Raw genomic sequence first — 22,922 nt, 5'->3', positions numbered from 1 at the left:
CCTACAACTCCTTTTTTGTCCAAGGGAATTCCGCTTCTTCCCTCATTCTCAGGTACTCCAGTGCACATCGGTTGGCCAACTTCCTAATACGGGCCATATACTGGCTACGCTCGATGACGCTTATGCCTCCTCGCGCTTCAAGAAGATTAAATACATGAGAACACTTAAGAACATAATCGTAAGCAGGCAGGACAAGCTGCTTCTCCACCAATCTTGCTGCTTCTCTTTCATAGAGCTCAAAGAGTTGAAAGAGCAGGTCTGGATCACTCTCGTCAAAGCTATACACGGAGTGCTCCTTTTCTTCCTGGAGGCGAATGTCTCCATAGGTAAAGTGGGGGTTCCACAAAACCTCGAATACGTTATCTTTTTCCTGAAGGTACATGGCTATTCTTTCCAGACCATAGGTTATTTCCACAGAAATGGGCTTGAGGTCTATTCCTCCTGCCTGCTGGAAATAGGTAAACTGGGTTATTTCCATACCATCAAGCCACACTTCCCAACCCAATCCCCAAGCTCCGAGGGTGGGAGATTCCCAGTTGTCTTCTACGAAGCGAATGTCATGCTCCAGGGGATTGATTCCAAGACTGAAAAGGCTTTCCAGATACCACTCCTGAATCTCAGCTGGAGAGGGTTTAATGATTACCTGAAACTGATAATGCTCATAAAGACGATTGGGATTTTCCCCGTAACGGCCATCGGTGGGGCGGCGAGAGGGTTCGCAGTAAGCCACTTTCCAGGGTTCAGGGCCCAGCACCCTCAAAAAGGTAGCCGGGTTCATGGTGCCGGCCCCAACTTCGATGTCATAGGGCTGTTGAATAACACAACCTTTTTGCTTCCAGAAATTGCTAAGATTAAGAATGATGTCCTGAAAATACATCTTTTCAGCTCCTTCCGAAAACCACCAGAAGTAAACTATATCAACAGAAATACTGACTGTCAACTTCTCTCTGATTCACTTGCTGTGGGTTTTTCAGGATACCTGGCAAGGAAGGCTTCGATACTCCAGGTGTCTTTATTTAAGTGATGTGAAAAATATTGAGAACTAAGCTCGTCCAGATGAAAAAACTGGTCACCAGTAAGTTTTAACTTGGAAAGCGAGGAATAAGGGAGATGGAGAAGATGCAACCAGATTGAAGGCATATCCTGTGATATAGAAACACAGCTTTTGGCCAGTTCAGGTTTTGAGGCGCAACTTCCGCACATAACACCTCCTTCAGCATGGCTCCAGCAACTGAACGTCTTGCCTTCCCGGTTGCACACTGCACAGCTGGTTAGCCGAGGCTGTAACCCCAGACATTTAAGCAAAACCAATTTGAATTTCAGGACACCCCTGCGAACCGCCTCAGGGGGACTGCCATCTGCAAACGCAAAAATCTTCAGCACTTCTCCAAAAAGCCTTTCCTGCTGGCTTCCTCCCTCAATGGCCTGGTCAATGAGATACAGGATATAGTTGCCCAGAAGCCATTTTTCAAAAGATCGAGCAAGCATTCGGAACGACCTTTTGATTTCTGCCTGCACCACCACCGGCAAAGAACGACCCGCATAAAACAGAAACTCCGAAAGTACAAATTTGTCAAGAGCACCACCCAGGCGATTGCCTACTTTTCTGGCTCCCTTAGCCATTACTTGTATTTTGCCCATCTCTTTGGTGAATACCACAACGATGCGGTCTATCTCACCTACATCAAATTGTTTAATCACGATACCAGAATCTTTAATATAACCTCGAAGCATAAAAAAACGTTTTTACTTCACTTTGTAGCCCCAGCGCCTCAATACCTCAGGGCGTTTACGCCAGGACTTTTCGGTTTTGACCCAGAGGTCCAGGTATACTTTTTTGCCCCAGTTGTATTCGATTTCCTCCCGCGCTTCCTGACCAATTTTCTTGATCATTCTGCCTCCTTCGCCGATGATAATTTTTTTGTGGGAATCCCTTTCAACATAGATGGTAGCCTGAATATAAATGACTTCTCCTCTGTCTTTAAATTCCTCAACTCTAACCTCTACACCATAGGGCACTTCCTGATGAACATTCCACCAGATTTTTTCCCGTATTATCTCGGCCACTATTTCCCGTTCATAAACATCGGAAACTATGCCAGGCTCATAATAGGGTTCTCCTTCGGGGAGGTAGTTTACTACTTTCTCAAGTAATTCTGAAACACCCTCCCCTGTCAAAGCCGAAATTGCCATTGACTCAGCAAAAGGAGTGTGACGGGAAAGGAAACCGACAATTTCCATAATTTTTTCTTCAGTGGCCAGGTCTTTTTTGTTAATCACCAGAAATTTAGGATTGGTAAAATTCTTTATTTGTTCCAGGTAACGAACATCCTCTTTCCAGCCCTCCTCCGGGGTGGTCATATAAAGAAGGAGATCTATGCCTTCCAGTGCTTCCTGTATCTCTTTGATCATGAACTCACCCAGGCTATCCACCGGGTCATGCAAGCCTGGGGTGTCAACGAAAATGATCTGACTGTCCGGACGATTGAGGATGCCCTTAATAGATTTCCTGGTGGTTTGAGGTTTGGGGGAAACGATGGCTACCTTTTGTCCCACCACTTTGTTTAGGAAAGTGGACTTGCCCACGTTGGGTCTTCCTAAAATGGTCACAAAACCGGATTTAAAACTCATAATTTTCCTCCATTCCAGTGTTTATTGTTTCAAAGAAAAAGAGTGGGGCAAGAGCTCTTCCAGGCCTAAGACCTTGAAATCTTCGCTGGAGCGAGCTACCAGGACTTTTATTCCTGGTGAGAATTCAGTTAGAACCTGAAGGCACGCACCACAGGGATAGCAAAAGTCCCTTTTTTCAGAAACGATGGCAATGGCTTCAAAGTCGCGCTTTCCCATGGATACTGCCTTGCTTACTGCTACTCTTTCGGCACAGATGCTCAGCCCAAAGGAAGCATTCTCCACATTCACACCAGTTACTATCGTCCCGTCTGTACAAAGCAAGGCGGAAGCTACCCTGTAACCCGAGTACGGCGCATACGATAAATCAAGCTGTTTTAAAGCTTTATTGATTAGTTTCTCAAAAAGCAGGTATTTTTTAAAAGCGTTGAGATAGTGTTCCTGTTTCTCGCTCATGACTTGCAAGTCCTGGGGTTCCTGATCGTCATAACCCAAACAATGCAAAAGTCCGTGTATGAATAACAGGCTTATTTCATCATCGATAGAATTGCCTGCTACTTTTGCCTGTTCAAGGGCTACAGGGATACAAATAATCACTTCTCCCCACGTCTGGTCTTCTTCCTCTCCATAAAAAAAAGACATGACATCTGAAGATTCTCTCTTGCCAAAGAAACGTTCCTTTAACTCCCGCATTTTTTCTGTGTCAACCAGAACTAAATTCAAAATTCCCGAAAGATCTCTTCTTTCTCCCTTCAAAACCAGTTGCAACAGCTTTTCAAATTTTCTTTTTAAAATAACACCCCTTTGGAGATTGAATTCACCGCATTCCACAATTCGTATTTGGCTGGCTTTCACTGTTCTATCCCTGCCTCAGCTTGTGCTTCTTCATCTGAAGAACCTGTATTCGCAACCTCAGGATAAGGCAAGCGAGTATGAAAGGTTCCAATCAAAACCAGAACAAAAGTCCTTACTATCTTACGTAGGTCTTTGAGTGTCAGATCCGCTTCGTCCAGCTGTCCATCCTTGAGATAATTCTGAAAAATATTCTCAACCGCAGTTTCAATCTTGCTCGGTGTGGGGTTACGTATTCCCCTGACCGCTGCCTCAACGCTGTCGGCAAGAAAAACCAGGACTTCTTCCGGAGTGCGAGGAAGAGGACCCGGATAACGAAATTCTTCTTCCATAACGGTATCGTTTCGCTCCCGAAGGGCTTTCTCATAGAAATAGCGCATAAGCGTCCTTCCATGATGACGCCTGATGATCTCTATGATTTCCGGCGGAAGATGATATTCTCGAGCGACCTCTACTCCGTCCTTCACGTGATTCTGTATGGCCAGTGCACTCAGATTAGGATTAAGACGGTTATGTATGTTTCTCCCTCCCATCTGGTTTTCGATGAAAAAGTAAGGTCTCTTCAACTTACCAATGTCGTGATAGTAAGCACCGGCTCTGGCCAGAAGGGGATCAGCGCCAATTTCTTCCGCTGCAGCTTCGGCAAGGTTGGCCACCATAATACTGTGGTTGTAAGTACCCGGGGCTTCTATCATAAGCCGACGAAGCAGGGGATGGGTAGGATTGACGAGTTCCAGCAGGCGGAAATCGGAAGCCACGTGAAAAGTGCTTTCCAGAAAAGCCACGGCTCCCAGAGCCAGAACCGAAGAACCAATCCCGCTTATCAATCCAAACAAGGTGTTTCCAAGCAGAGTAAGCACTTGCTTTTCTTCATAATAGGCAAAAAGGGTCACCAGGAGAACGTTGATGAACGCCATCAGAAAACCTGTTCTGATTAAATCCCGCCGGGATATTTTGGTGGGTAGCAAAAAAATGGGCAAGAGCAGGTTAAGGTATGAATAAGAACCCTGTATAAAATAAAAGTGACTACTCCAAAGAAGGAGCGGAAAAAGAACAATGACCTCTCCAAAAGCTGCTTCTCTACCCAACAGCGTACAAAGGACAAAAGAAATTATGGGAAGCAGCACAAAGTAGGGAGAAATCCGGGTAGAAAAAGTATTCAGACCTATCACGCTGGCCACAATTAGGATGCGGATCCAGAGAAGGTCTTTCTTGGCCAGCACAGAAGGGGTGAAGTTCTTCAAATAGAAAAACTCTGCTGTACAGCAAATAATTATCAGGACCGAGAGTGTTAACAGCCCACTGAAGCTTCTCTGCCAGTTGCCCAAGCCCAGAGAACGAAGCATTTCTACATCCTGCTGGGTCAATACACTTCCTTTGGGAATGAGAATCTCGCCCCGGGGAATAATTCTTTTGACCGGCTCCACCTGACTGATGATTTCCTGTCTCTCCCTCTGCATAGTCTCAACATCCAGAACAGCCGTGGGCTTCAAAAAACGAAAGGCCAGAAAACTCAGGGCTCTTTTGCCTTCCTCAGGGAGTTCGTTTTCTTCCAGTCGAGAGTTTAATTGCCACAGCACATCTTCCAGGTTTTCCGAAGCTATCGGCCTGGATAACGCCTCGTTTAAAAGTTCCAGGAAAATCGTTTTCGAAGCAGTATAAGTTGGAAGTGGTGTTTCCATGAACCATTCCAAAACACCCGGGGTGATTTTCCACCTCTCTATAAACCTACTCTGCTCCTGCTGTAATTCTGGCAATGGAGTTTGACGCAGTGTTTCCAGTTCCGCAAAAAAAGAAGCAACTTCTTCCTGTATTTCTTGCACTGTTCCTTGATCTACCAGATATCTTGGCGATATGCTGGAAGCCATTTTCTCCCGAAGTTTTCGCGTTCCCTCCACATCCACTATTTCCAGGTCAGTGGGAGCAACGATGTCTTGAATGAGCACTTTACCGGGATAGAGGTTGGTGCTGGCAAGATAACCAGGAATCCAAAGAACCGCAAAGAGCACCAGAGCATAAATCAGAGAGGAAAGGGGTATTGCTTTGGCAATAAGAGGTAGGTTGTGTTTAATAAAACTCAAGATGCTACTTTTTTGAAGAAGCTTTTTTTTCAAATTGTTCATAAGCAAGAATAATCTTTTGGACCAGGTGGTGGCGAACTACGTCACGTTCGGAAAGATATATAAACTCGATACCTTCAATATCTTTTAAGATATGCTGCACCAGAACCAGACCAGAAGTTTTGCCAGCCGGAAGGTCGATTTGTGTGATGTCTCCAGTAACCACGACTTTTGAACCAAAGCCCATCCGGGTCAGGAACATCTTCATTTGCTCGGCTGTGGTATTTTGAGCCTCATCGAGAACAATGAATGAATCATTAAGAGTTCGTCCTCGCATGTAGGCAAGAGGCGCTACTTCGATAGTTCCCCGGTCGCTGAATTTCTGAAATCTTTCTGGAGAAAGCATTTCATATAGTGCATCATACAGGGGTCTGAGATAGGGCTCAATTTTTTCTTTAAGGTCCCCGGGGAGAAAGCCCAAGCTTTCACCTGCTTCAACCGCCGGCCTGACCAGAACAATGCGGCTCACTTCTTTTCGTTGCAGTGCCGCGCAGGCCATGGCCATAGCAAGATATGTCTTTCCAGTGCCGGCTGGGCCTATACAAAAGGTTATTTCCGCCTTTCTCACTGCCTGGACATATTTTACCTGTCCTGGAGTTTTAGGTCTGATGGGTTTGTTGTAAGCGGTTACTAAAATAGTTTCCCCAGCCTCATTTTTCCACCACGCGTTGCGATCAGCCTTGAAGGCCAGGGCCATCTTCTGGAGATCCCGGTACTCCACTTCCAACCCTTCCTGAAAAAGCTGGATCAATTCTTCGAGAAATTTTAAAGCAAGTTGGGCCGAGGAACCATTTTGCTTACCCTTGATAACTATTGAATCCTCGGCCACCGAAATCTCAACATCGAAAACTTCTTCTATTAAAGAAACGTTGGCATCAAAACCACCAAAAAGCTTTTTAAGGTTTGAGAGATCGTCTATTCGCAAGCGCGCCTCGTTCACGTAACGCTGACTACGCAAGTTTTTTTAACCACGCTCCCCCAGAATATCCCGAACTATCTGAGCCACTTTTTTGCCTTCAGCTCTGTCCTGCAATTCTTTCATAACAGCCTTCATAGCCTCTCCGAAAGAAATGTTCTCTTGCTTTTGGATGATGCTTTCAGCGATTTGGCGTATTTCCTCTTCGGCGAGCTGAGGAGGTAAAAACGATTCGATTACTTCTATTTCCCGCTTCGTTTTCTCTATTAAATCTTTACGTTGTGCTTTTTCAAAATATTCCAGCGATTCTTTCCTTTTTTTAATCTCTTTTCTAAGCAATGCTATAATCTCTGATTCCTCGAGATCGTCGGTTCTCTTCTCTATCTGCTTGTTTTTGATCTCAGCAAGGAGAAGCCGTACAGTATCAAGGCGTATTCTATCGCCCTCTTTGAGGGCCACTTTCATGCTTGTGTTTAACTTCTCTTTCAGAGAGATATTTGAACTCACCGACGCTTTTTCCTCCGTGCTGCAGCCTGAGCTCTTTTTCTCTTTTTTTCACTTGGCTTTTCATAGAACTCTCTTCTTTTCATTTCAGAAATGATACCATTGCGCTGGCACTTTCGCTTAAACCTTCTCAAAGCTTCGTCAATGCTTTCTCCCTGACCAACCTTGATCTCGGTCACTACAATTCCTCCCTTGTCAAAAAGTAAAAACATTATAGAAAATTAAGAAACCTCTGTCAATTTTGGCCTGTGCTGCACCTACCAGGAGCCAAAGTGATAATATATTATATGGAAAAGCTATGCAAAGGGGGTAAGTTCTATGAATGAGGAATACCAGGAATTCCCTGTTGACCAAAGCAATCAAAATATGGAGACTCAACCCAACCAGGCTGGATCTGAGGAAGTTCTGGGGGAAATCACCATCGCTCCAGAAATCATTGCTACTTTGGCAGCCATTACCACTATGAAGGTGCCCGGGGTAACAGGCATGGCTGGTCTGCCACAAGCATCATTGAGTACTTTGATTGGCAAAAGAGAGCTTAACAAGGGTGTAAAAGTCGATGTTAAGGAAAAATCCGTCAACCTGGAGATTTCCATTGCTGTGGATATCGGTGCTACCATTATCGAAGTTGCTCGGAAAGTGCAGCAAGAAGTTAAACAGGTCATCGAATCCAAAACCGGCATGAAGGTAAACCGCATTGACATCAATGTAAGAGAAGTCACCTATCCAGAGAAGGAAGAATCTGTTGAAAGTCAGGGTTAGAAGCAAACCAGGTCTTGAAGCTTTTCAAGTTTCTTAGGTCCAATACCTTTAACCTGGGCGAGTTCGTCCAGAGAGTGAAAGGGGCCATGTTGTTCGCGGTACTCAACGATGCGTTGCGCTATTACTGGTCCTATCCCGGGCAGGGTTTCAAGCTCTGCGGCAGCGGCCAGGTTAATGTTGACCAAATTTCCCTTTACGTCCTTTAGGCTTGTTTCAGGATGGTCGAGAGCCGGAGTGAGAGGAAGGTTTTTTGCGTTTTCTTTCTCCTCTTGAAGAGCAAAAGCAACAATCACTTTCTGTCCATCGTAAAGGGGCGCTGCTAAATTCAGATTTTGCAAGTACGCTCCTTGCTGTGCTCCTCCAGCTAATTCTATCAGCTCAAATAGGCGGGTGCCCTCAGCTACTTTATACACACCGGGATTGAGCACCGCACCTTCTATCTGCACTATTATTTGATGAACCTCTGCCTGGTCGGATGGCGCATCCTGCTGATACCACCAGATGCCGAACAAAGCAATAAGTAAGATTCCCAAAATAATAACGACCAGTTTTTCGTTGAAATTCATGTGGTTTTCAGCGAACTACCAGATTAATTAGCTTGTTGGGAACATATATCACCTTTTGGATCTTTTTCTGGTCGAGCCAGTTTTGAACTTTATCGTCTCTCAGCGCTTGCTCGAGTACTGCTTCCTTTGAAGCATCACGGCTGGCTTCAATCTTGCTTCTCACCTTGCCGTTTATCTGAACCACGATGGTTACTGTTTCAGTCAACATTTTTTCAGCATCATATTCTGGCCACGGAGCCAGAGAAAGAAAGCTCTTTTCTCCAAGAAGTGACCATATTTCTTCGCTGAGATGAGGCGCAAAGGGGTTCAAAACAGAAACCAGTTGCTTCAGGGCCCACGTCATAAGGTTCTTTTCCTCTGGATGAGCACCTTTTTCGCTCAAAAAACGAAGAGATTCAGACAGCTCATTCACCAGCTCCATAATGGCGCTGATTGCGGTATTAAAATGGAATCTTTCTCTGGTGTCCCGGTCTACCCTGAATATAGTCTGATGCACCTTTCGCTCCAGGTTTTTCATCCAATTCTCGTCAATCGGGACTTGCTGGTCACTCTGCATATCCATTATTTCCCTGGCGATGTTCCAAACACGATTTAGGAAACGGAATGCTCCTTCTACCCCCTGGTCTGACCATTCCATATCAAGCTCGGGCGGACCAGCAAAAAGAATAAATAGACGCACCGTATCGGTACCATACTTCTGGATAATTTCCCGAGGACTGACTGTGTTACCCTTAGACTTGGACATTTTGGCTCCGTCTTTGGTCACCATACCTTGAGCAAACAGGTTGGTGAAGGGTTCCCGGAAAGGAACAAGACCCAGGTCGTTAAGAACCTTTACAAAGAATCGGGAATACAGGAGATGGAGAATGGCATGCTCCACTCCCCCTATATACTGGTCAACAGGCATCCAGTAACGCACATGCTCCGGATTAAAAGGCCTATCTTTTTCCCATGGAGAACAGTAGCGCAGATAATACCAGGATGAACATACAAAAGTGTCCATGGTATCTGTTTCTCGACGGGCTGGGCCTCCACACTGCGGGCAGGTGGTATTCACAAAACTCTCACAAAGGGCCAGGGGCGAAGGTCCAGTAGGTCGAAAATCCACGTTTTCCGGAAGCAACACTGGTAAATCTTTTTCAGGAACTGGCACCTCTCCGCATTGTTCGCAGTAGATAATCGGTATCGGTGCTCCCCAGTAGCGCTGTCGGGAAATAAGCCAGTCTCTCAAGCGATAACTAACTGCCGCATCACCCAGCCCCTGCTCTTTAAGGAAGGCAATTATTTTCTTCTTACCTTCTTCAGAAGGCAATCCCGAAAAAGCACCTGAATTGATCATTATTCCGTCCCCGGAGTAACATTCACCGTCCCAATCACCATTTGGAGGCTGAATGACCGGTATGATCGGTAAACCGTATTTTTTGGCAAAGGCAAAATCACGCTCATCATGGGCTGGTACTCCCATCACCGCTCCGCTACCGTACTCAAGCAGCACGTAATCGGCAACCCAGATGGGAATTCTCTGACCGGTAATGGGGTGGACGACGTCTTTTTCAAGAGCAAGGCCTTCCTTATCAGAAAGGTCGGATGTGCGTTCGATTTCACTTTTTTTACTTATTCGTTCTTTGAATTTGCGAACTTCCTCCTCCTTTGGAGTGCCCCTAACCAATCGTTCTACAAGAGGATGCTCGGGTGCCAGCACGAAAAAGGTAACGCCAAAAATGGTGTCTGGCCGGGTGGTGAAAACGGTTATTTTCTCCCCTAAATCGGGTTGAAAGAAATCGATATTTGCTCCCTCGCTCTTTCCTATCCAGTTACGCTGCATAGTAAGCACTCTTTCCGGCCAGTTTCCAAGAAGCTTCATCTCCTCAAGTAATGCTTCAGCATATTTGGTTATCCGGAAGTACCACTGGTTCAATAGCTTCTTTTCTACCGGAGTACCACAGCGCTCACAAGCACCATCCACAACCTGCTCGTTGGCAAGCACAGTAGCACAAGAAGGACACCAGTTGACCGGTCCTTCTTTTTTATAGGCAAGCCCATTTTTGTAGAACTGCAGGAAGAACCACTGGGTAAACTTGTAGTACCCAGGATCACAAGTGATAACTTCTCTTCTCCAATCGTAAGTTATACCCAGTTGCTTCAGAACTTCTCGCATGCGATCGATTTTTTCATAAGTCCATACTGCAGGATGAATGCCGTGCTGTATGGCTGCATTTTCGGCAGGCAACCCAAAAGCATCAAAACCCATGGGGTGCAACACATTATAGCCTTTCCGTATAAAATAACGGGCAATGACATCTCCAATAACGTAATTTTTCACGTGCCCCATGTGGGGGTCACCGGAAGGATAGGGAAACATTTCAAGAACGTAAAATTTCTTTCGACCGGGATCTTCTGTGGTTTCAAATATTCTCTGTTCTTCCCACGCTTTCTGCCACTTTTTTTCTATCTCTTCGAAAGGGTAAAAATTAGACACTTCCTGAACCTCCTGTAAAAAAAAGCTCGCCCCACACAGGACGAGCTCTTACTCTGGTGGAGCTGACGGGATTTGAACCCGTGACCTTCTCCACGCCAAGGAGACGCGCTCCCAACTGCGCCACAGCCCCGTATTCATCTTAACAAGCGCTGTTATTATACGAAAAAATACTTAATGCGTCAATGACTCCTGAAGTTTAGAAAGAACCTTTTCCTCAAATATTTTCCTTAAATTTTCTGCAGAAACTCCGGTAACTATTTCCTCGTTGATTCTTATGTTAGGTCCTTGAGCACATTTTTCTAAGCAGAAGGTAGCACCAATGCTTACCTTATCTTCCACCTCGTACTCCCGAGCCAGGTTAGCCAGAGCTTGAATCAGGTTGTAGGACCCTTTGAGATAGCAGCTGGTACCCACACATATTGCAACGTCAACTTTCTGAGCACTTTTGGCCTCCTGAATGCGGATTATTTCCCTGCTTATCCTGCGACGCGAAGAGAAACGAGTGTGCAAAAACCTTTCGGCAATTTCACTGTTGGGTTCTTTAAGCCAGCGCTCATAGAGAAGCTTAATTGTTGGGCTGTCCTGAGGCTTACGCACTGGAGATAGTCTGTCAGCATGATAAAGACCCTGAGCGCGCTTGCGCAACACTTCGGGATAATCAGGATAGCCCAACGGCATGCCTCCACCACCAATGCACCCTCCAGGACAGTTCATTACTTCCACAAAGTCATAGTAGCGTTTTCCTGCGCGTATTTCCTGAATCAAGCGCTGGGCATTAGCCAGGCCATGTACTATAGCTACTTTTACCTTTCTGGTGCCGAATTCAACTTCTGCTACCCTGACTGCTCCTAAGCCTCTCACCTGTTCGAACTCCACTTTCTTGAGTTCCTCGCCGGTCAGCCTTTCGTAGGCATAGCGCAGCACCGCTTCAGTGACTCCACCGGTTACTCCAAACAGAACTCCAGCTCCGGTTCCTGCTCCAAGGGGTACGTCAAAAGGTTGAGGCTCCAGTTCATTGAAATCAATGTTCGCCGAGCGTATAAGCTGGATGGTTTCCTGAGCAGTAAGCACAATATCGACATCGGCATACTTTTGATTTTTGAATTCTGGTCTTCTGGCCTCAAATTTTTTCGATGTACAGGGCATTATGGACACAGAAACCGTACGCTCTGGTGCTATTCCTTCCTGTTTGGCGACGAAATTCTTGATTACTGAGCCAAACATCTGCTGTGGAGACCTGGCGGTTGAGAGGTGTTCCAAGTAGAAAGGATAATTTCTTTCTGCAAAAAGTACCCAGGAAGGACAGCAAGAGGTAAACTGAGGCAACCTCTCGTTCTTTTGCAAACGCTTGATAAACTCTTCGGCTTCTTCTATAGTGGTGAGGTCTGCACTGAAAGAAGTATCATATACCCGGTCAAAACCTATTTTCTTCAAAGCGGTAACGATTTTTCCGGTGGTGATTTCGCCCGGTGGTAGACCAAAGGCTTCGCCGATGGCAACCCTTACTGCTGGTGCAATTTGAGCTACCACAAATTTATCAGGGTCCAGAATCGCTTCCCAGGCAGCATCAACTTCCGATTTCACTACCAAAGCGGCGGTCGGGCAACGAATGGCACATTGACCACAGTATACACACTCTACTTCAGCAAGGCTTTTTCCAAATGCAGGCTCAACCGTAGCGCGAGAACCACGATGGGAAAAATCATAGACACCGATACCCTCTATTTCCTGACAGGTTCGCACGCAATCTCCACAGAGGATGCACCGATTTGGATTGCGGACCAGCGAGAAGCTGGAAACATCCCGGGGTACTTTTTCGGTTCTCTCGCCAAAGCGAACTTCTCTGATACCCATACGAGAAGCCATTTCCTGGAGGCGGCAGTTGAGATTTTTTTCGCAGGTTGTGCAGTCTCGCTCATGGTTGGCAAGGTAAAATTCAATGTTCATTTTTCGGGCTTTCAGTATGCGAGAGCTATTGGTGTGAATTATCATTCCTGGTTCCGGGGGTGTAGAACAAGCTGGCAAAATACCTCTTCCTTCAACTTCCACTATGCACATACGGCAAGCGCCATACACACTCAGATCTGAGTGATAACAGAAGGTAGGGATATCTATATTTGCTTTCTTGGCGACTTCCAAAATATTCTTTTCACCGTTTAGAGGAACTTCCTGGCCATCAATTATGACCGCTCTCTTTTCATTCATGGTTTTTCCTCCTCCACTCAACGGTTATGGCATCGAAAGGACAGGCTTCGAAGCATGAACCACATTTTATACAACGGTCCTGATCTATCACATAGGGAATCCGGGGGCGGCCGGAAATGCATTTGACCGGACAGACTCGGGCACACTTGCCACATGATTTGCATTTTTCCGGGTCTATTCGGTATTCTTTCATAGCCTGACAGACATGGGCCGGGCATATCCGATGCACAATATGGTCAATGTACTCATCTCTGAAGTAGCGCAAAGTGGTTAAAACCGGGTTAGGAGCTGTTTTACCCAAGCCACAAAGCGAGGCATCTTTAACCACCTGAGCCGTTTCCTCGAGCAATTCCAGGTCTTCCATTGAAGCTGTGCCGTTGACGATTTTCTGGAGCAAACCCAGAAGGTGCTTGGTCCCCTCGCGACAGGGCACACACTTACCGCAGGATTCACTTTGGGTAAAAGACATGAAGAATCTTGCAACCTCAACGATACAGGTGTCTTCGTCGAGCACCACCAGACCTCCAGAGCCCATAATTGCTCCCGCGCTACACAGGGAATCATAATCAATGGGCAGGTCAAGATGGGCTTCGGTGAGACACCCTCCAGAAGGACCTCCTATTTGCACCGCTTTAAAACTTTTATTGCCAGGTATGCCACCACCTACTTCAAACACTAGCTCGCGCAAGGTAATGCCCATGGGTACCTCTACAAGCCCCGTATTCTTCACCTTACCGGTTAAGGCAAAGGTTTTGGTTCCCGGGCTGCTCGGGGTGCCGAAAGAGCGGAACCATTCAGCGCCATTCAGGATGATTTGGGGTACGTTTGCCAGTGTTTCCACATTGTTAATGATAGTGGGCTTCCCCCACAGGCCACTCTGAGCAGGATAAGGAGGCCTGGGACGGGGCATGCCTCTCTTCCCTTCTATGGAAGCAATGAGTGCTGTCTCCTCGCCACAGACAAACGCTCCAGCACCCTCTTTAATGTGAATGTCAAAGCTAAAATCACTACCCAGGATGTTCTCTCCCAGAAGACCTGCTTGATAGGCACTCTCTATGGCTTTGCGTAACCGGTTCACCGCAAGGGGGTATTCGGCGCGCACGTAGATGAATCCTTCCCGGGCTCCAATTGCGTATCCAGCAATAGCCAGTCCCTCGAGTACGGCATGGGGGTCTCCTTCCATGAGACAGCGGTTCATGAAAGCACCCGGGTCACCCTCATCACCGTTGCAGACAACGTATTTCAAGTCTGCTTTTACCATGCGGGCGAACTGCCATTTGCGTCCAGTGGGAAATCCTCCACCACCTCTACCACGCAATCCCGATTTGGTCACTTCTGCAATAACCTCATCTGGGGTCATCGAGGTAACTACTTTGGCCAGCGCCCGATACCCGTCATTGCGAAGGTACTCATCTATGCTTTCCGGGTCAATGCTACCACAATTGCGTAGGACGACCCGTACCTGTTTCCTATAAAAAGGATCGTCCTTGACCAGGGGCCAATATCGCGTTTCTCCGTTGATGGTTTCCTGTTGAACCAGGCGATATACAATGTTGCCTTTTTCAAGGGTCTCTTCAACAATCTCTTCTACATCTTCTGGGGACACGCGAAGGTATTGTATCCCTTCTGGTTCTATACGAACTCGAGGCCCGGTTTCGCAAATTCCCATGCATCCGGTGCTGCACAGCGCAAAATGTCTTGAGCTCTCTGAGGTATCCATATCCACTTCAACGTTTAACCCTTTGCGTTGCAGGGTCTCCACAAAAGACTGATAAACCTTCTGGGCTCCTTTAGCTAAGCATCCAGTTCCCATGCACACCAAGACACGACGAGGTTGAGGTCTGGATTTGAGCTGCTCAATGTAGCCTTCCAGAGCTGCTCGATCTTTGAAGTGCATCTCACTTACCTCCCTCTTGTTCGAGAATTGCTTCGATAATCTCTCGGACTTTCTTCTCATCGAGCAGGCCATAAACCTGGTCGTCTATGGTAATTACAGGAGCCAGGGCACAAGCGCCCACGCAGGCAACAGTTTCCACAGTGAACAGCAAATCATCGGTAGTATCTTTACCTTCTTCAAGGCCCAGTGTTTCGCGAATGACCTTTAATACCTGGGAGGAGCCTTTTACGTGACAGGCTGTGCCATCACATACCCGGATTATGTGCTTTCCTTTGGGGGTTAAAGAAAACTGAGCATAGAAAGTGGCCACTCCATAAACATAGGCTGGCGACACTCCAAGCGCCGTAGCGACATAGGTCAGAATTTCTTCAGGAAGGTACCTGTATTCTGCCTGGATTTCCTGCAAAATGGCGATGAGGTTGCTGGGTTGATAACCGTGTTTTTTGAGAATTTCGTTAACCTTTTCAAAACTCCTTTCCAGCGTGGTGGCCCCGGTATTATTTTCCATTCTTCACACCTCCATCCTAATTACTCAGCTTTAGTAAAATTCAGAAGAGACCATTTTTCCATGTTTGCGAAGTTCTTCTTCAAGTTCTTCAAGAATGCGCACTTTCAAAGAAAGCTCACCGGAAAGCTTGGGATTCTGGTGAGCTGGATTGATGGCTCTTCCTCCAATAATCTTTATCTCGTCGGCTTCGCACAGGAGGCGATATAGACGACTGGCTCCATCCTGGTGCGAAAGCAACTTTTCAGGATCCACGTTTTCCCTAAAAAGCTTCAGTACTCGAGAAAGAGTCAATACTCCTTCAGTGACCAGATCCACCCCCTCCAGAATTCCCACCGGGGGAATTTCCGGGCTCAGCGACTCCAGGTCTACCTTAATTTCTCGCCCTAAGAAGCGAGAAACAATGTTTCCGGTAGTTCCTCCACATACCACCTTTTTGCCTGGATAGGTAATAAACTTCTCAAACACCACTGGGTCGGAACTGGGGTTTTCTGGAGGACCCGCCCAGAGAACCACTCGATTTGGCAACCGAATTTTCGCAACCACGCAGGTGGCATCGTCGCCCGGTTTGGCATCGTAAAGCTTAAGGGTGGTGTCGATAACTCTCTGAGCAAGAGAAGAGGCACTTAAATGAGGGGTAACAGTTATCTCCAAAAATGAAGCGATCTTTTCCCACTGCCAACCCAGGTTCCACTTGCCACCAATTCCTGCATGCACTACACCATCGCTAACACCAATGATCCAGTCACCTTTCTGGAGACGGAAGTTCGCTTCCCGTATGGTCATTTTTCCCATTTTTCTTTCCACGCGCTCGATGTACATAAGCCTGCCGTTGCGAATCCAGAAAATTTCTGGGTTGTCAAATTCAACCAGATGCGTATCACCATTTTTTTTGATATGCAAAACCGAAAAAGTGCTGTAGGCAATTTTGCGGACCCGGCAGACGGGAAGGGTGTCAGCCAGGGTTTGCACCACCTCTTCAAGTGGTGTTTCTTCGCAGAGCATAGTTACAATAATTTTTGAGGTAAGGGTGGACAGAATGCTCGCTTTTACTCCACTTCCCAACCCATCTGACCAGACTATAATGGTCGATTTGGGACCTTTGTGGTAAGCAATACTGTCGCCACACAATTCTTCTCCATACTTGGGTATTTGTGCCGATCCTACTTCAACAAAAAGCTCTTCCACTACTCTGCAGACTCTCCTTTTAAAATTTTTATTAAAGCGTTGAGAAGGACCTTGGTTTCTGCCGTGGTTTCTCCAAGGAGGCTGGCAATTTCCTGAGCCACCCGCATCTGGTTGTTGATAACCTGCTGTGCTCTTTCTATGGTTTTCTCCCTGATTTCTTCCAATTTTTTCTCCTGTTCTTTTTCGCGACTCAAATCAACAATGACACTCATAAGTAGCTTTGGTTTCTCCAGATAAAAAACAGAAACTCTCGCATAAAGGTCATCGTATTGTGGGAAATGAAACTCCTTAATTACTGCTCGATGAGTGCGCAGCACTTCCGCAAAAATGGAAGGGTCCATCAAAGCATCTATTCTTTTACCAACTACCAGTTTCCCTTCCAGATGAAACATCCTTCGAAAAGCGGGGTTTACTTCCACTATTCTCAAGCTATCATCGAGGAGCACTATGCCATTAGGGGTCACGCTCATTAGGAAACTCGAGAAGGACTCTGCCCTTGCCCGCATAAAAGGAATACACATTTCAGCTTCGGCCATACCTTGATACACAGCTATAGCTTTTTCTCGACAGGTGTTATAGCCGCAGGCTCCACAGTTAAGTTCATCTTTGGGAGTAAACTTACCGGTTAGAGCAAGAATCTTTTTTATTTCCTCTTCCGGAGGTACAGGGCGCGGGATAGTTCGCTCTTTGAAAGTCCTGCGCAAGCTGGGTAAACTCTGAGGGTCCTGTTGATTGCTACTTTCGATATGCACCAGCTTCTGCTCGGCAAAATCAATTACCTTTCTGCGTCTTTCCACCAGAGAGAGACCGGATTCGAGCATTGGTCCGTCTATGCAACCTCCCTCGCAAGACATCATTTCGACCAGTTTCAATCCCGGGCTTTCCTTTTCAAACTCCTCAAGAAACCTTTTTGCCCGATCAATGCCAGTTATAACCACCTTTTCTACAGAAAGGAGATCTGTCTCAAGCGATGCTGATTTCAACAACCCCCCTTCTACCGGAAAAGCCCTTGCCCAACTAATACGAGACTGACTCAGTGGTTCTTCTGGTAAAGAGGCCAGATCTATCTTTTCTCTCCGGAGCCATTCTCTGAGCTCCTGAAAAGTGAGTACCACGTCCACCTCTCCAAGCACTTCCTCTTCTTCAGCCTCCGCTTTTTTGGCAACGCACGGCCCGATGAATACTACACCTATTTCTTGTGAGAAATGTTCTTTCCTGAGAATCCTGGCATGAGCAATCATTGGCGAAACCACCGGAGCCAGGTAATCAATGTACTGAGGGTAATAGGTGTAGATTAGGGCGTTAATTGCAGGACAGGAGCTGGAAATAAAAGGCCCCTTCTTTTCTTGCACCAGGAGTGCATGCTCCAGAGCTACCCACTCTGCACCTTCTGCCGTTTCGCGGATTTCCTGGAAACCCAGTCTTTTCAAGCCACTAACCAGTTGACCAGGGCTTATTTCTGGAAAGGCAGCTACAAAGGAAGGAGCAAGACTCACGACCACTTTTTCTTTATTTTTCAAAAGGGCAATTGCTTTCTCCACGTCCTTGCGCACCACTTTGGCTCCCTGAGGACAAATGTTCAAACAGCGTCCGTCTTTAATGCACCGCTCGTCAACTATCTCGGCATGGCCCATACTCACCCTGATGGCTTTGACCGGGCAATGACGCACACACTTATAACAATCCCGACAGCTGGTTACCTCGGTTTTAATGACGCTCATTTTGGATTTCCTTCAACACTTTTTCTTGGAAAACTTCTTCAAAATTGGAAGGCAAGACACCGCTCAGTGTTTCTCCATTGATGATTACTGTTACTCCCTGTTCACTGCACTTGCCGCAACAGAAAGTTCCTTTAAGCTCCACTTTTCCCTCAAGCTGGTGTTTTTCGAGGAGCTCCTGGCATATCTTGATTATTTCGTAAGCTCCCTTAAGGTGGCAGGAACTTCCCACACAAACACTAATCGTGAACATTTTCACGCTCCTTGACAAAAATAAATTTAGACACTTTTCACTCTAAAGCTTTTAACCAGAATGCACAGCCCTATATTCTACCAACCTGATGCACACTTAGCAAGTTTTTGTGGTTTTTTTTAAGGAACTTTGGGTAGCCACACTTCTTCCTGCTGAGGCAAACTTTCCTTAGTAACTTCCAGGGTGGAAGTTTCAAAACGGCGCACCCTGGGAAATAATTTCAAGAAAGGGTCAACTGCGTTAAGGGCAAAACTAAGGTATGGTGTTTTATAATGCATGGGCACTATAACACGGGGGTTGATTTGAGTAACTAACCGGTGCGCTTGGTTATGATCGATGGTATACACTCCCCCTACTGGCACAAAGACGATATCCACCGGTTTCCAAGCTTCTATCTCGCCAGCAGGTGGAATATCTCCCAGGTCACCAAGATGTAAGAGCACAATACCATCTGCCTCGACTCTGTACACCAAGTTTTCGCCTCTTTTTCTTCCTCTTTCTTCATCATGAAAGGTTTTGAAGGCCGAAATGGTGATTCCGTTATATTTTATACTTCCACTTTGATTCACTATGCGAGGATTCCCTTTAATCAGAGCAACGTTATTGTGGTCATAGTGGTCGTGACTCACACAAACAAGGTCAGCTGTAACTTCCGGAAGAGGATAACCAACGCTGCTATCAAAGGGGTCAAAGGCTATGCGAATACCTTCTGCAGTCTCCGCCAGGAAAAAAGCATGACCAAACCAGGTAATTTTCATCTTTTTCACCTCCTCTTTAATATTATAACGGTTGAGAACACAATTTTTGCAATGTGGCGTAGAGTTCATTTTGGCCAGTGTAATAGAGATAGGCGATTTTGTTGTGAAGTAGTGGCTCATCTCTTATTTCCGGGTAAATACGGGCAAGTTTTTCGAAATCCACACTCCCCGGTACCGGGGAATAGAGAGAAATGCGGGGACGCAAACCCAGTCTTCTTACATATTCCACCGAAGACAAATAGTCTTCAGATGAAGGACCAGGAAAACCAAAGAGCAGATACACCTCGATTTCCTGGGGTGAGAAGCCGACCCTCCGCAGTGAAGCAACAGCGCTTTCGAAAGTCCGATTATCAACCTTATTACCCGTTATCTTTTGAATCTCCGGTGAAGTTGTTTCCAGGGCTATTCTCAGGGTTTTAAAGTTAGCCCTGTACATCATCCTGGCAACTTGGGGCTCCAGAAAACAAGCATGTACACCGTTTGGCAGATGAAAGCGCAGGGGAAGATCCAGCTTGATTATTTCCTCAAGAAGCTGCAAAAATCCTTCCTGGGCTTGGAAAAGGAGCGCGTCGTCATAGAATGCAAAATCCCTGACTCCAAAAGTGTGATAAAGTGTTTCGATTTCCTGCACAACCAGAGTGGAGTCTCTCCTTAGAAAGGAGGGCCAGAGAGTACGCGAAGCACAATAGCTGCAGTGGAAAGGACATCCCACCGAAGTTATAATCACACCGTAAAAGAGTCGTTTATAAAGCGAGTACCAGGGTGATGTTGAGAAAAATTCTTCAGCCGTGCGAACCTGAAGATTACTTTCTAAGATAATGCCCACTTCCTGAAGTACCTGGACAGGGTCACAGGAAGCAATAACTGCATCGAATCCCCACTTTTTTGCGTGCTCTGGACACAAGGCAGGGTAAATACCTCCCAGTACTACCTGACAGGATGGCCAGATTTCCTTGATTACTTCTTTCAAAAGCACTGCTCCTGGATACCAGTAGGTCATTCCACAGGTTATAAACGCAACGTCAAAGGGTTTTCGCTGGCTCAGGTCTTTTTTTACCTCCGAAAGAGGAATGCCAAACCTTCCAAAGTGACGGGGAATGTTTCTCAAGCAATCCGGACGGGGAAGGATTTCTTTGTAATACCCACCGCAACCAAACTCGCGTAGGCGTTTCGGACCCCTGTTGCTTGCATCAGGCATTCCAGGATGACTGCGGTCCAGGCAATCCAGGAGTTCAACCTCAAAACCTGCGTTTTTAAGGTGTGAAGCAATAAAAAGGAGCCCCAGAGGTTTCAACCAGAGGTCATACGCTGTAAAGTCATAAATCCAGGGGTTAGCAACCAGAATTCTCTTTTTCATTGCAAAAAGTCCGGGCCGTTGGGGACCCGGACATTCATTTTATTCCGATACGTCAGGGAGTCCCTCGTTCAGGAATTTATCATAAGCTCCCAAATCCAGGAAGCCGTGACCGCTGAGGTTAAAGAGGATTACCTTTTCTTCTCCTTTTTCTGCGCATTTTTTCGCTTCCTCAATACAGGCCTTAACCGCATGAGCACTTTCTGGTGCCACGACGATGCCCTCAGTCCTGGCAAAAAGCAGTGCTGCTTCAAACACTTCACTCTGGTGATAGGCCTGAGCCTCGATGTATCCTGTGTCGTAAAGAAGGCTTATAATGGGTGCCATGCCGTGATAGCGCAAGCCTCCAGCGTGAATGGCAGGAGGTATGAAATCATGCCCTAAGGTGTGCATTTTCAAAAGCGGCGTGTTTTTGGCTACATCTCCATAATCGTAATCGTATTTACCCTTAAGTAGCGATGAGCAAGCAACGGGCTCAACTGCGATGGCCCTAAAATCTCTGGTCCCTTTCAGTTTATCGCGCATAAATGGGAACAGAATCCCACCAAAGTTACTTCCTCCACCTACGCAACCAATGACAATGTCCGGAAAAGACTCTCCTGCCTTCTCAAGCTGCAAGCGAGCTTCCTCACCAATTATGGTTTGATGCAATAAAACGTGGTTCAAAACGCTTCCCAGGCTGTATTTGGAATTGGGGGTGTTAACTGCATCCTCAATGGCCTCGCTAATGGCGATACCCAGACTACCGAGGGAATTGGGGTCTTTAGCTAAAATATCCCTTCCTGCTTTAGTACGCTCGCTGGGACTGGGAAATACACTTGCGCCCCAGGTCTGCATAAGGACTTTGCGGTAAGGTTTTTGTTCGTAGCTCACCTTGACCATATACACCGTACACTCTATGCCAAAAAACTGGCAGGCCATGGCCAGTGCCGAACCCCACTGCCCAGCTCCAGTCTCGGTAGTCAATCTTTTGGTGCCATCCTTTTTGTTGTAATAAGCCTGCGCTACCGCAGTATTGGGTTTGTGGCTTCCCGCAGGGCTTACCCCTTCATACTTGTAATAAATGCGAGCAGGAGTCCTTAGTGCTTTCTCAAGTCTCAATGCTCGAATTAAGGGAGTGGGTCTCCATAAACGGTAGATATCCAGAACTTCCCCTGGGATATCAATGAAGTTTTCGCTGCTTACTTCCTGAGCAATAAGGCTTGGTGGAAAAATGGGTTCGAGATCTTGCGGTGCCACCGGCTGCTTGGTTAAAGGATGCAAAGGGGGATCCAGGGGGCGGGGAAGATCTGGCAAAATGTTGTACCAAACAGTGGGCATTTCGGATTTCTTAAGCGTAATATGGTTTTCTATCATGGTTCATCCTCCTTTAGATGATGATTTTGACTTTTTCCTTGAATGAAGCTACCCTTTACAAATCACGACGAAAGCAAGGCACGGTCTTCTACAAAATCTTTATGCCGTGCTGCGCTGAAACGCTCCAAAAGCTCATTAACGGTAATCTTTTTTCTCTCCTCTCCAGCAATATCAAGCACCACTTCACCTTCATCCATCAGAAGAGTTCTCGTTCCATAGCGCAGGGCGTCGTTCAGGTTGTGGGTAACCATGAGCGCTGTCAAGCCGTTTTCGGCAATGAGTGAAGTGGTCAAATTCATGATTTTTTCTCCCGTTTTGGGGTCCAGATTAGCGGTATGTTCATCAAGAAGCAGTATTTTGGGGTTACCCATAGTTGCCATCAAAAGTGCAAGTGCCTGACGCTGACCACCGGAGAGCAATCCTACCCGGTCACCAAGGCGCTTTTCAAGCCCAAGACCAATTTCGGCTAACTTTTCCCGGAAATAGCGACGCATTTTATCTTTGATAGCTATGCGTAGTCCCTTTTTCTTTCCTTTAAGGTAAGCAATGGCCAGGTTTTCTTCTATGGTTAAAGAGGCTGCAGTCCCACGGAAAGTATCCTGAAAAACTCTTCCCAGAAAGTGAGCTCTTTTGTAAGCAGGAAGGTTGGTAACGTCTTTTCCGTCAATCAGTATCTTTCCGGTGTCCGGCAAATAGGTACCGCTTATGAGGTTGAGAAGGGTTGTCTTTCCAGCTCCATTACTGCCCACAATGGTGATAAATTCCCCAGGTGAGACACAAAGGTTTAGATTGCGTATGGCCCAGCGTTCATCAACAGTTCCTTTAAAAAAATATTTATTTAACTTTTGGAGTTCCAGCATA

Annotated in this window: 21 protein-coding genes and 1 tRNA gene; 1 reads left to right on the top strand and 21 read right to left on the bottom strand. The window is 46.4% G+C overall.

The features are described 5' to 3' along the window. Nucleotide 1 precedes the first annotated feature (1 nt). Genes glyQ through rpsU form a run of 8 tightly spaced genes read right to left on the bottom strand, consistent with a single transcriptional unit; the run spans nucleotide 2 to nucleotide 7,199 of the window. Nucleotides 2–877, bottom strand: a complete 876-nt coding sequence (glyQ, locus tag QBE54_RS05730; RefSeq protein WP_369017246.1) for a glycine--tRNA ligase subunit alpha — start codon at nucleotides 875–877, stop codon at nucleotides 2–4. 59 nt (nucleotides 878–936) lie between these two features. Further along, entirely contained in the window at nucleotides 937–1,734 is a 798-nt protein-coding gene (gene recO / locus QBE54_RS05725) for a DNA repair protein RecO (RefSeq protein ID WP_369017245.1), read from the bottom strand. Between the two features lie 12 nt (nucleotides 1,735–1,746). Beyond that, entirely contained in the window at nucleotides 1,747–2,631 is an 885-nt protein-coding gene (gene era / locus QBE54_RS05720) for a GTPase Era (protein WP_369017244.1), read from the bottom strand. A gap of 21 nt (nucleotides 2,632–2,652) precedes the next feature. Then, complete coding sequence (gene cdd, locus QBE54_RS05715; protein ID WP_369017243.1) at nucleotides 2,653–3,483, bottom strand: cytidine deaminase; 831 nt, start codon at nucleotides 3,481–3,483, stop codon at nucleotides 2,653–2,655. Then, nucleotides 3,480–5,561: an HD family phosphohydrolase gene (locus QBE54_RS05710; RefSeq protein ID WP_369017242.1), complete on the bottom strand. Its 2,082-nt coding sequence runs from the start codon at nucleotides 5,559–5,561 to the stop codon at nucleotides 3,480–3,482. The genes cdd and QBE54_RS05710 overlap by 4 nt, the downstream gene beginning before the upstream one ends. 4 nt (nucleotides 5,562–5,565) lie before the next feature. Then, nucleotides 5,566–6,540: a PhoH family protein gene (locus QBE54_RS05705; RefSeq protein ID WP_369019401.1), complete on the bottom strand. Its 975-nt coding sequence runs from the start codon at nucleotides 6,538–6,540 to the stop codon at nucleotides 5,566–5,568. Between the two features lie 24 nt (nucleotides 6,541–6,564). Next, nucleotides 6,565–7,023, bottom strand: coding sequence for a GatB/YqeY domain-containing protein (locus QBE54_RS05700; protein WP_369017241.1), 459 nt, complete (start codon nucleotides 7,021–7,023; stop codon nucleotides 6,565–6,567). After that, nucleotides 7,020–7,199, bottom strand: a complete 180-nt coding sequence (gene rpsU / locus QBE54_RS05695; protein WP_369017240.1) for a 30S ribosomal protein S21 — start codon at nucleotides 7,197–7,199, stop codon at nucleotides 7,020–7,022. Before rpsU ends, QBE54_RS05700 begins: the two co-directional genes overlap by 4 nt. Nucleotides 7,200–7,338: 139 nt before the next feature. Between rpsU and QBE54_RS05690 the strand changes: the two genes are divergently transcribed. Next, nucleotides 7,339–7,782, top strand: a complete 444-nt coding sequence (locus tag QBE54_RS05690; RefSeq protein WP_369017239.1) for an Asp23/Gls24 family envelope stress response protein — start codon at nucleotides 7,339–7,341, stop codon at nucleotides 7,780–7,782. Here the strand turns inward: QBE54_RS05690 and QBE54_RS05685 are convergent. The 13 genes from QBE54_RS05685 to QBE54_RS05625 form a co-directional block, all read right to left on the bottom strand. Continuing rightward, nucleotides 7,779–8,348: a helix-hairpin-helix domain-containing protein gene (locus QBE54_RS05685; RefSeq protein WP_369017238.1), complete on the bottom strand. Its 570-nt coding sequence runs from the start codon at nucleotides 8,346–8,348 to the stop codon at nucleotides 7,779–7,781. The genes QBE54_RS05690 and QBE54_RS05685 overlap by 4 nt on opposite strands. A 7-nt stretch (nucleotides 8,349–8,355) precedes the next feature. Then, a complete protein-coding gene (gene leuS, locus QBE54_RS05680; protein ID WP_369017237.1) occupies nucleotides 8,356–10,827 on the bottom strand; it encodes a leucine--tRNA ligase in 2,472 nt (823 codons plus the stop codon). Nucleotides 10,828–10,881: 54 nt separating this feature from the next. Then, nucleotides 10,882–10,957 (bottom strand) — tRNA-Ala (locus tag QBE54_RS05675). A 41-nt stretch (nucleotides 10,958–10,998) separates the two neighbouring features. After that, nucleotides 10,999–13,032 carry a [FeFe] hydrogenase, group A gene (locus QBE54_RS05670; protein ID WP_369019364.1) on the bottom strand — a complete coding sequence of 678 codons (2,034 nt, stop codon included), beginning with the start codon at nucleotides 13,030–13,032 and terminating at the stop codon, nucleotides 10,999–11,001. Continuing rightward, a complete protein-coding gene (gene nuoF / locus QBE54_RS05665; RefSeq protein ID WP_369019363.1) occupies nucleotides 13,025–14,929 on the bottom strand; it encodes an NADH-quinone oxidoreductase subunit NuoF in 1,905 nt (634 codons plus the stop codon). Before nuoF ends, QBE54_RS05670 begins: the two co-directional genes overlap by 8 nt. A gap of 1 nt (nucleotide 14,930) precedes the next feature. Continuing rightward, on the bottom strand, nucleotides 14,931–15,437 hold the full coding sequence (gene nuoE / locus QBE54_RS05660) for an NADH-quinone oxidoreductase subunit NuoE (RefSeq protein WP_369019362.1): 507 nt from the start codon (nucleotides 15,435–15,437) through the stop codon (nucleotides 14,931–14,933). A gap of 30 nt (nucleotides 15,438–15,467) precedes the next feature. After that, nucleotides 15,468–16,622: a SpoIIE family protein phosphatase gene (locus tag QBE54_RS05655; protein WP_369019361.1), complete on the bottom strand. Its 1,155-nt coding sequence runs from the start codon at nucleotides 16,620–16,622 to the stop codon at nucleotides 15,468–15,470. After that, nucleotides 16,622–18,343, bottom strand: a complete 1,722-nt coding sequence (locus QBE54_RS05650; protein WP_369019360.1) for a [Fe-Fe] hydrogenase large subunit C-terminal domain-containing protein — start codon at nucleotides 18,341–18,343, stop codon at nucleotides 16,622–16,624. Before QBE54_RS05650 ends, QBE54_RS05655 begins: the two co-directional genes overlap by 1 nt. Further along, entirely contained in the window at nucleotides 18,330–18,593 is a 264-nt protein-coding gene (locus tag QBE54_RS05645; protein ID WP_369019359.1) for a (2Fe-2S) ferredoxin domain-containing protein, read from the bottom strand. The genes QBE54_RS05650 and QBE54_RS05645 overlap by 14 nt, the downstream gene beginning before the upstream one ends. Before the next feature lie 119 nt (nucleotides 18,594–18,712). Beyond that, the gene (locus QBE54_RS05640) at nucleotides 18,713–19,351 is read right to left on the bottom strand and encodes an MBL fold metallo-hydrolase (RefSeq protein WP_369019358.1); all 639 of its coding nucleotides are present in this window, start codon (nucleotides 19,349–19,351) and stop codon (nucleotides 18,713–18,715) included. Nucleotides 19,352–19,373: 22 nt separating this feature from the next. Further along, entirely contained in the window at nucleotides 19,374–20,708 is a 1,335-nt protein-coding gene (locus tag QBE54_RS05635; protein WP_369019357.1) for a radical SAM protein, read from the bottom strand. Nucleotides 20,709–20,747: 39 nt separating this feature from the next. Beyond that, nucleotides 20,748–22,061: a TrpB-like pyridoxal phosphate-dependent enzyme gene (locus QBE54_RS05630; protein WP_369019356.1), complete on the bottom strand. Its 1,314-nt coding sequence runs from the start codon at nucleotides 22,059–22,061 to the stop codon at nucleotides 20,748–20,750. 62 nt (nucleotides 22,062–22,123) lie between these two features. Further along, nucleotides 22,124–22,921 (bottom strand): ABC transporter ATP-binding protein, encoded by a 798-nt coding sequence (locus QBE54_RS05625; protein WP_369019400.1) that lies wholly within the window; start codon nucleotides 22,919–22,921, stop codon nucleotides 22,124–22,126. Nucleotide 22,922: the final 1 nt, after the last annotated feature.

This window comes from Thermatribacter velox, from assembly GCF_038396615.1.
GTDB lineage: Bacteria > Atribacterota > Atribacteria > Atribacterales > Thermatribacteraceae > Thermatribacter > Thermatribacter velox.
Note: the sequence above shows the minus strand (reverse complement) of the source record. Positions and strands in the feature narration are given on the sequence as shown.

What these genes read in the sequence shown, in the direction of transcription:
- QBE54_RS05645 (WP_369019359.1), bottom strand. Translation starts at nt 18,593, where the DNA reads ATGTTCACGATTAGTGTTTGTGTGGGAAGTTCCTGCCACCTTAAGGGA.
- QBE54_RS05625 (WP_369019400.1), bottom strand. Translation starts at nt 22,921, where the DNA reads ATGCTGGAACTCCAAAAGTTAAATAAATATTTTTTTAAAGGAACTGTT.
- QBE54_RS05650 (WP_369019360.1), bottom strand. Translation starts at nt 18,343, where the DNA reads ATGAGCGTCATTAAAACCGAGGTAACCAGCTGTCGGGATTGTTATAAG.
- QBE54_RS05630 (WP_369019356.1), bottom strand. Translation starts at nt 22,061, where the DNA reads ATGATAGAAAACCATATTACGCTTAAGAAATCCGAAATGCCCACTGTT.
- QBE54_RS05685 (WP_369017238.1), bottom strand. Translation starts at nt 8,348, where the DNA reads ATGAATTTCAACGAAAAACTGGTCGTTATTATTTTGGGAATCTTACTT.
- QBE54_RS05690 (WP_369017239.1), top strand. Translation starts at nt 7,339, where the DNA reads ATGAATGAGGAATACCAGGAATTCCCTGTTGACCAAAGCAATCAAAAT.
- QBE54_RS05670 (WP_369019364.1), bottom strand. Translation starts at nt 13,032, where the DNA reads ATGAATGAAAAGAGAGCGGTCATAATTGATGGCCAGGAAGTTCCTCTA.
- nuoF (WP_369019363.1), bottom strand. Translation starts at nt 14,929, where the DNA reads ATGCACTTCAAAGATCGAGCAGCTCTGGAAGGCTACATTGAGCAGCTC.
- QBE54_RS05640 (WP_369019358.1), bottom strand. Translation starts at nt 19,351, where the DNA reads ATGAAAATTACCTGGTTTGGTCATGCTTTTTTCCTGGCGGAGACTGCA.
- nuoE (WP_369019362.1), bottom strand. Translation starts at nt 15,437, where the DNA reads ATGGAAAATAATACCGGGGCCACCACGCTGGAAAGGAGTTTTGAAAAG.
- era (WP_369017244.1), bottom strand. Translation starts at nt 2,631, where the DNA reads ATGAGTTTTAAATCCGGTTTTGTGACCATTTTAGGAAGACCCAACGTG.
- glyQ (WP_369017246.1), bottom strand. Translation starts at nt 877, where the DNA reads ATGTATTTTCAGGACATCATTCTTAATCTTAGCAATTTCTGGAAGCAA.
- recO (WP_369017245.1), bottom strand. Translation starts at nt 1,734, where the DNA reads ATGCTTCGAGGTTATATTAAAGATTCTGGTATCGTGATTAAACAATTT.
- QBE54_RS05635 (WP_369019357.1), bottom strand. Translation starts at nt 20,708, where the DNA reads ATGAAAAAGAGAATTCTGGTTGCTAACCCCTGGATTTATGACTTTACA.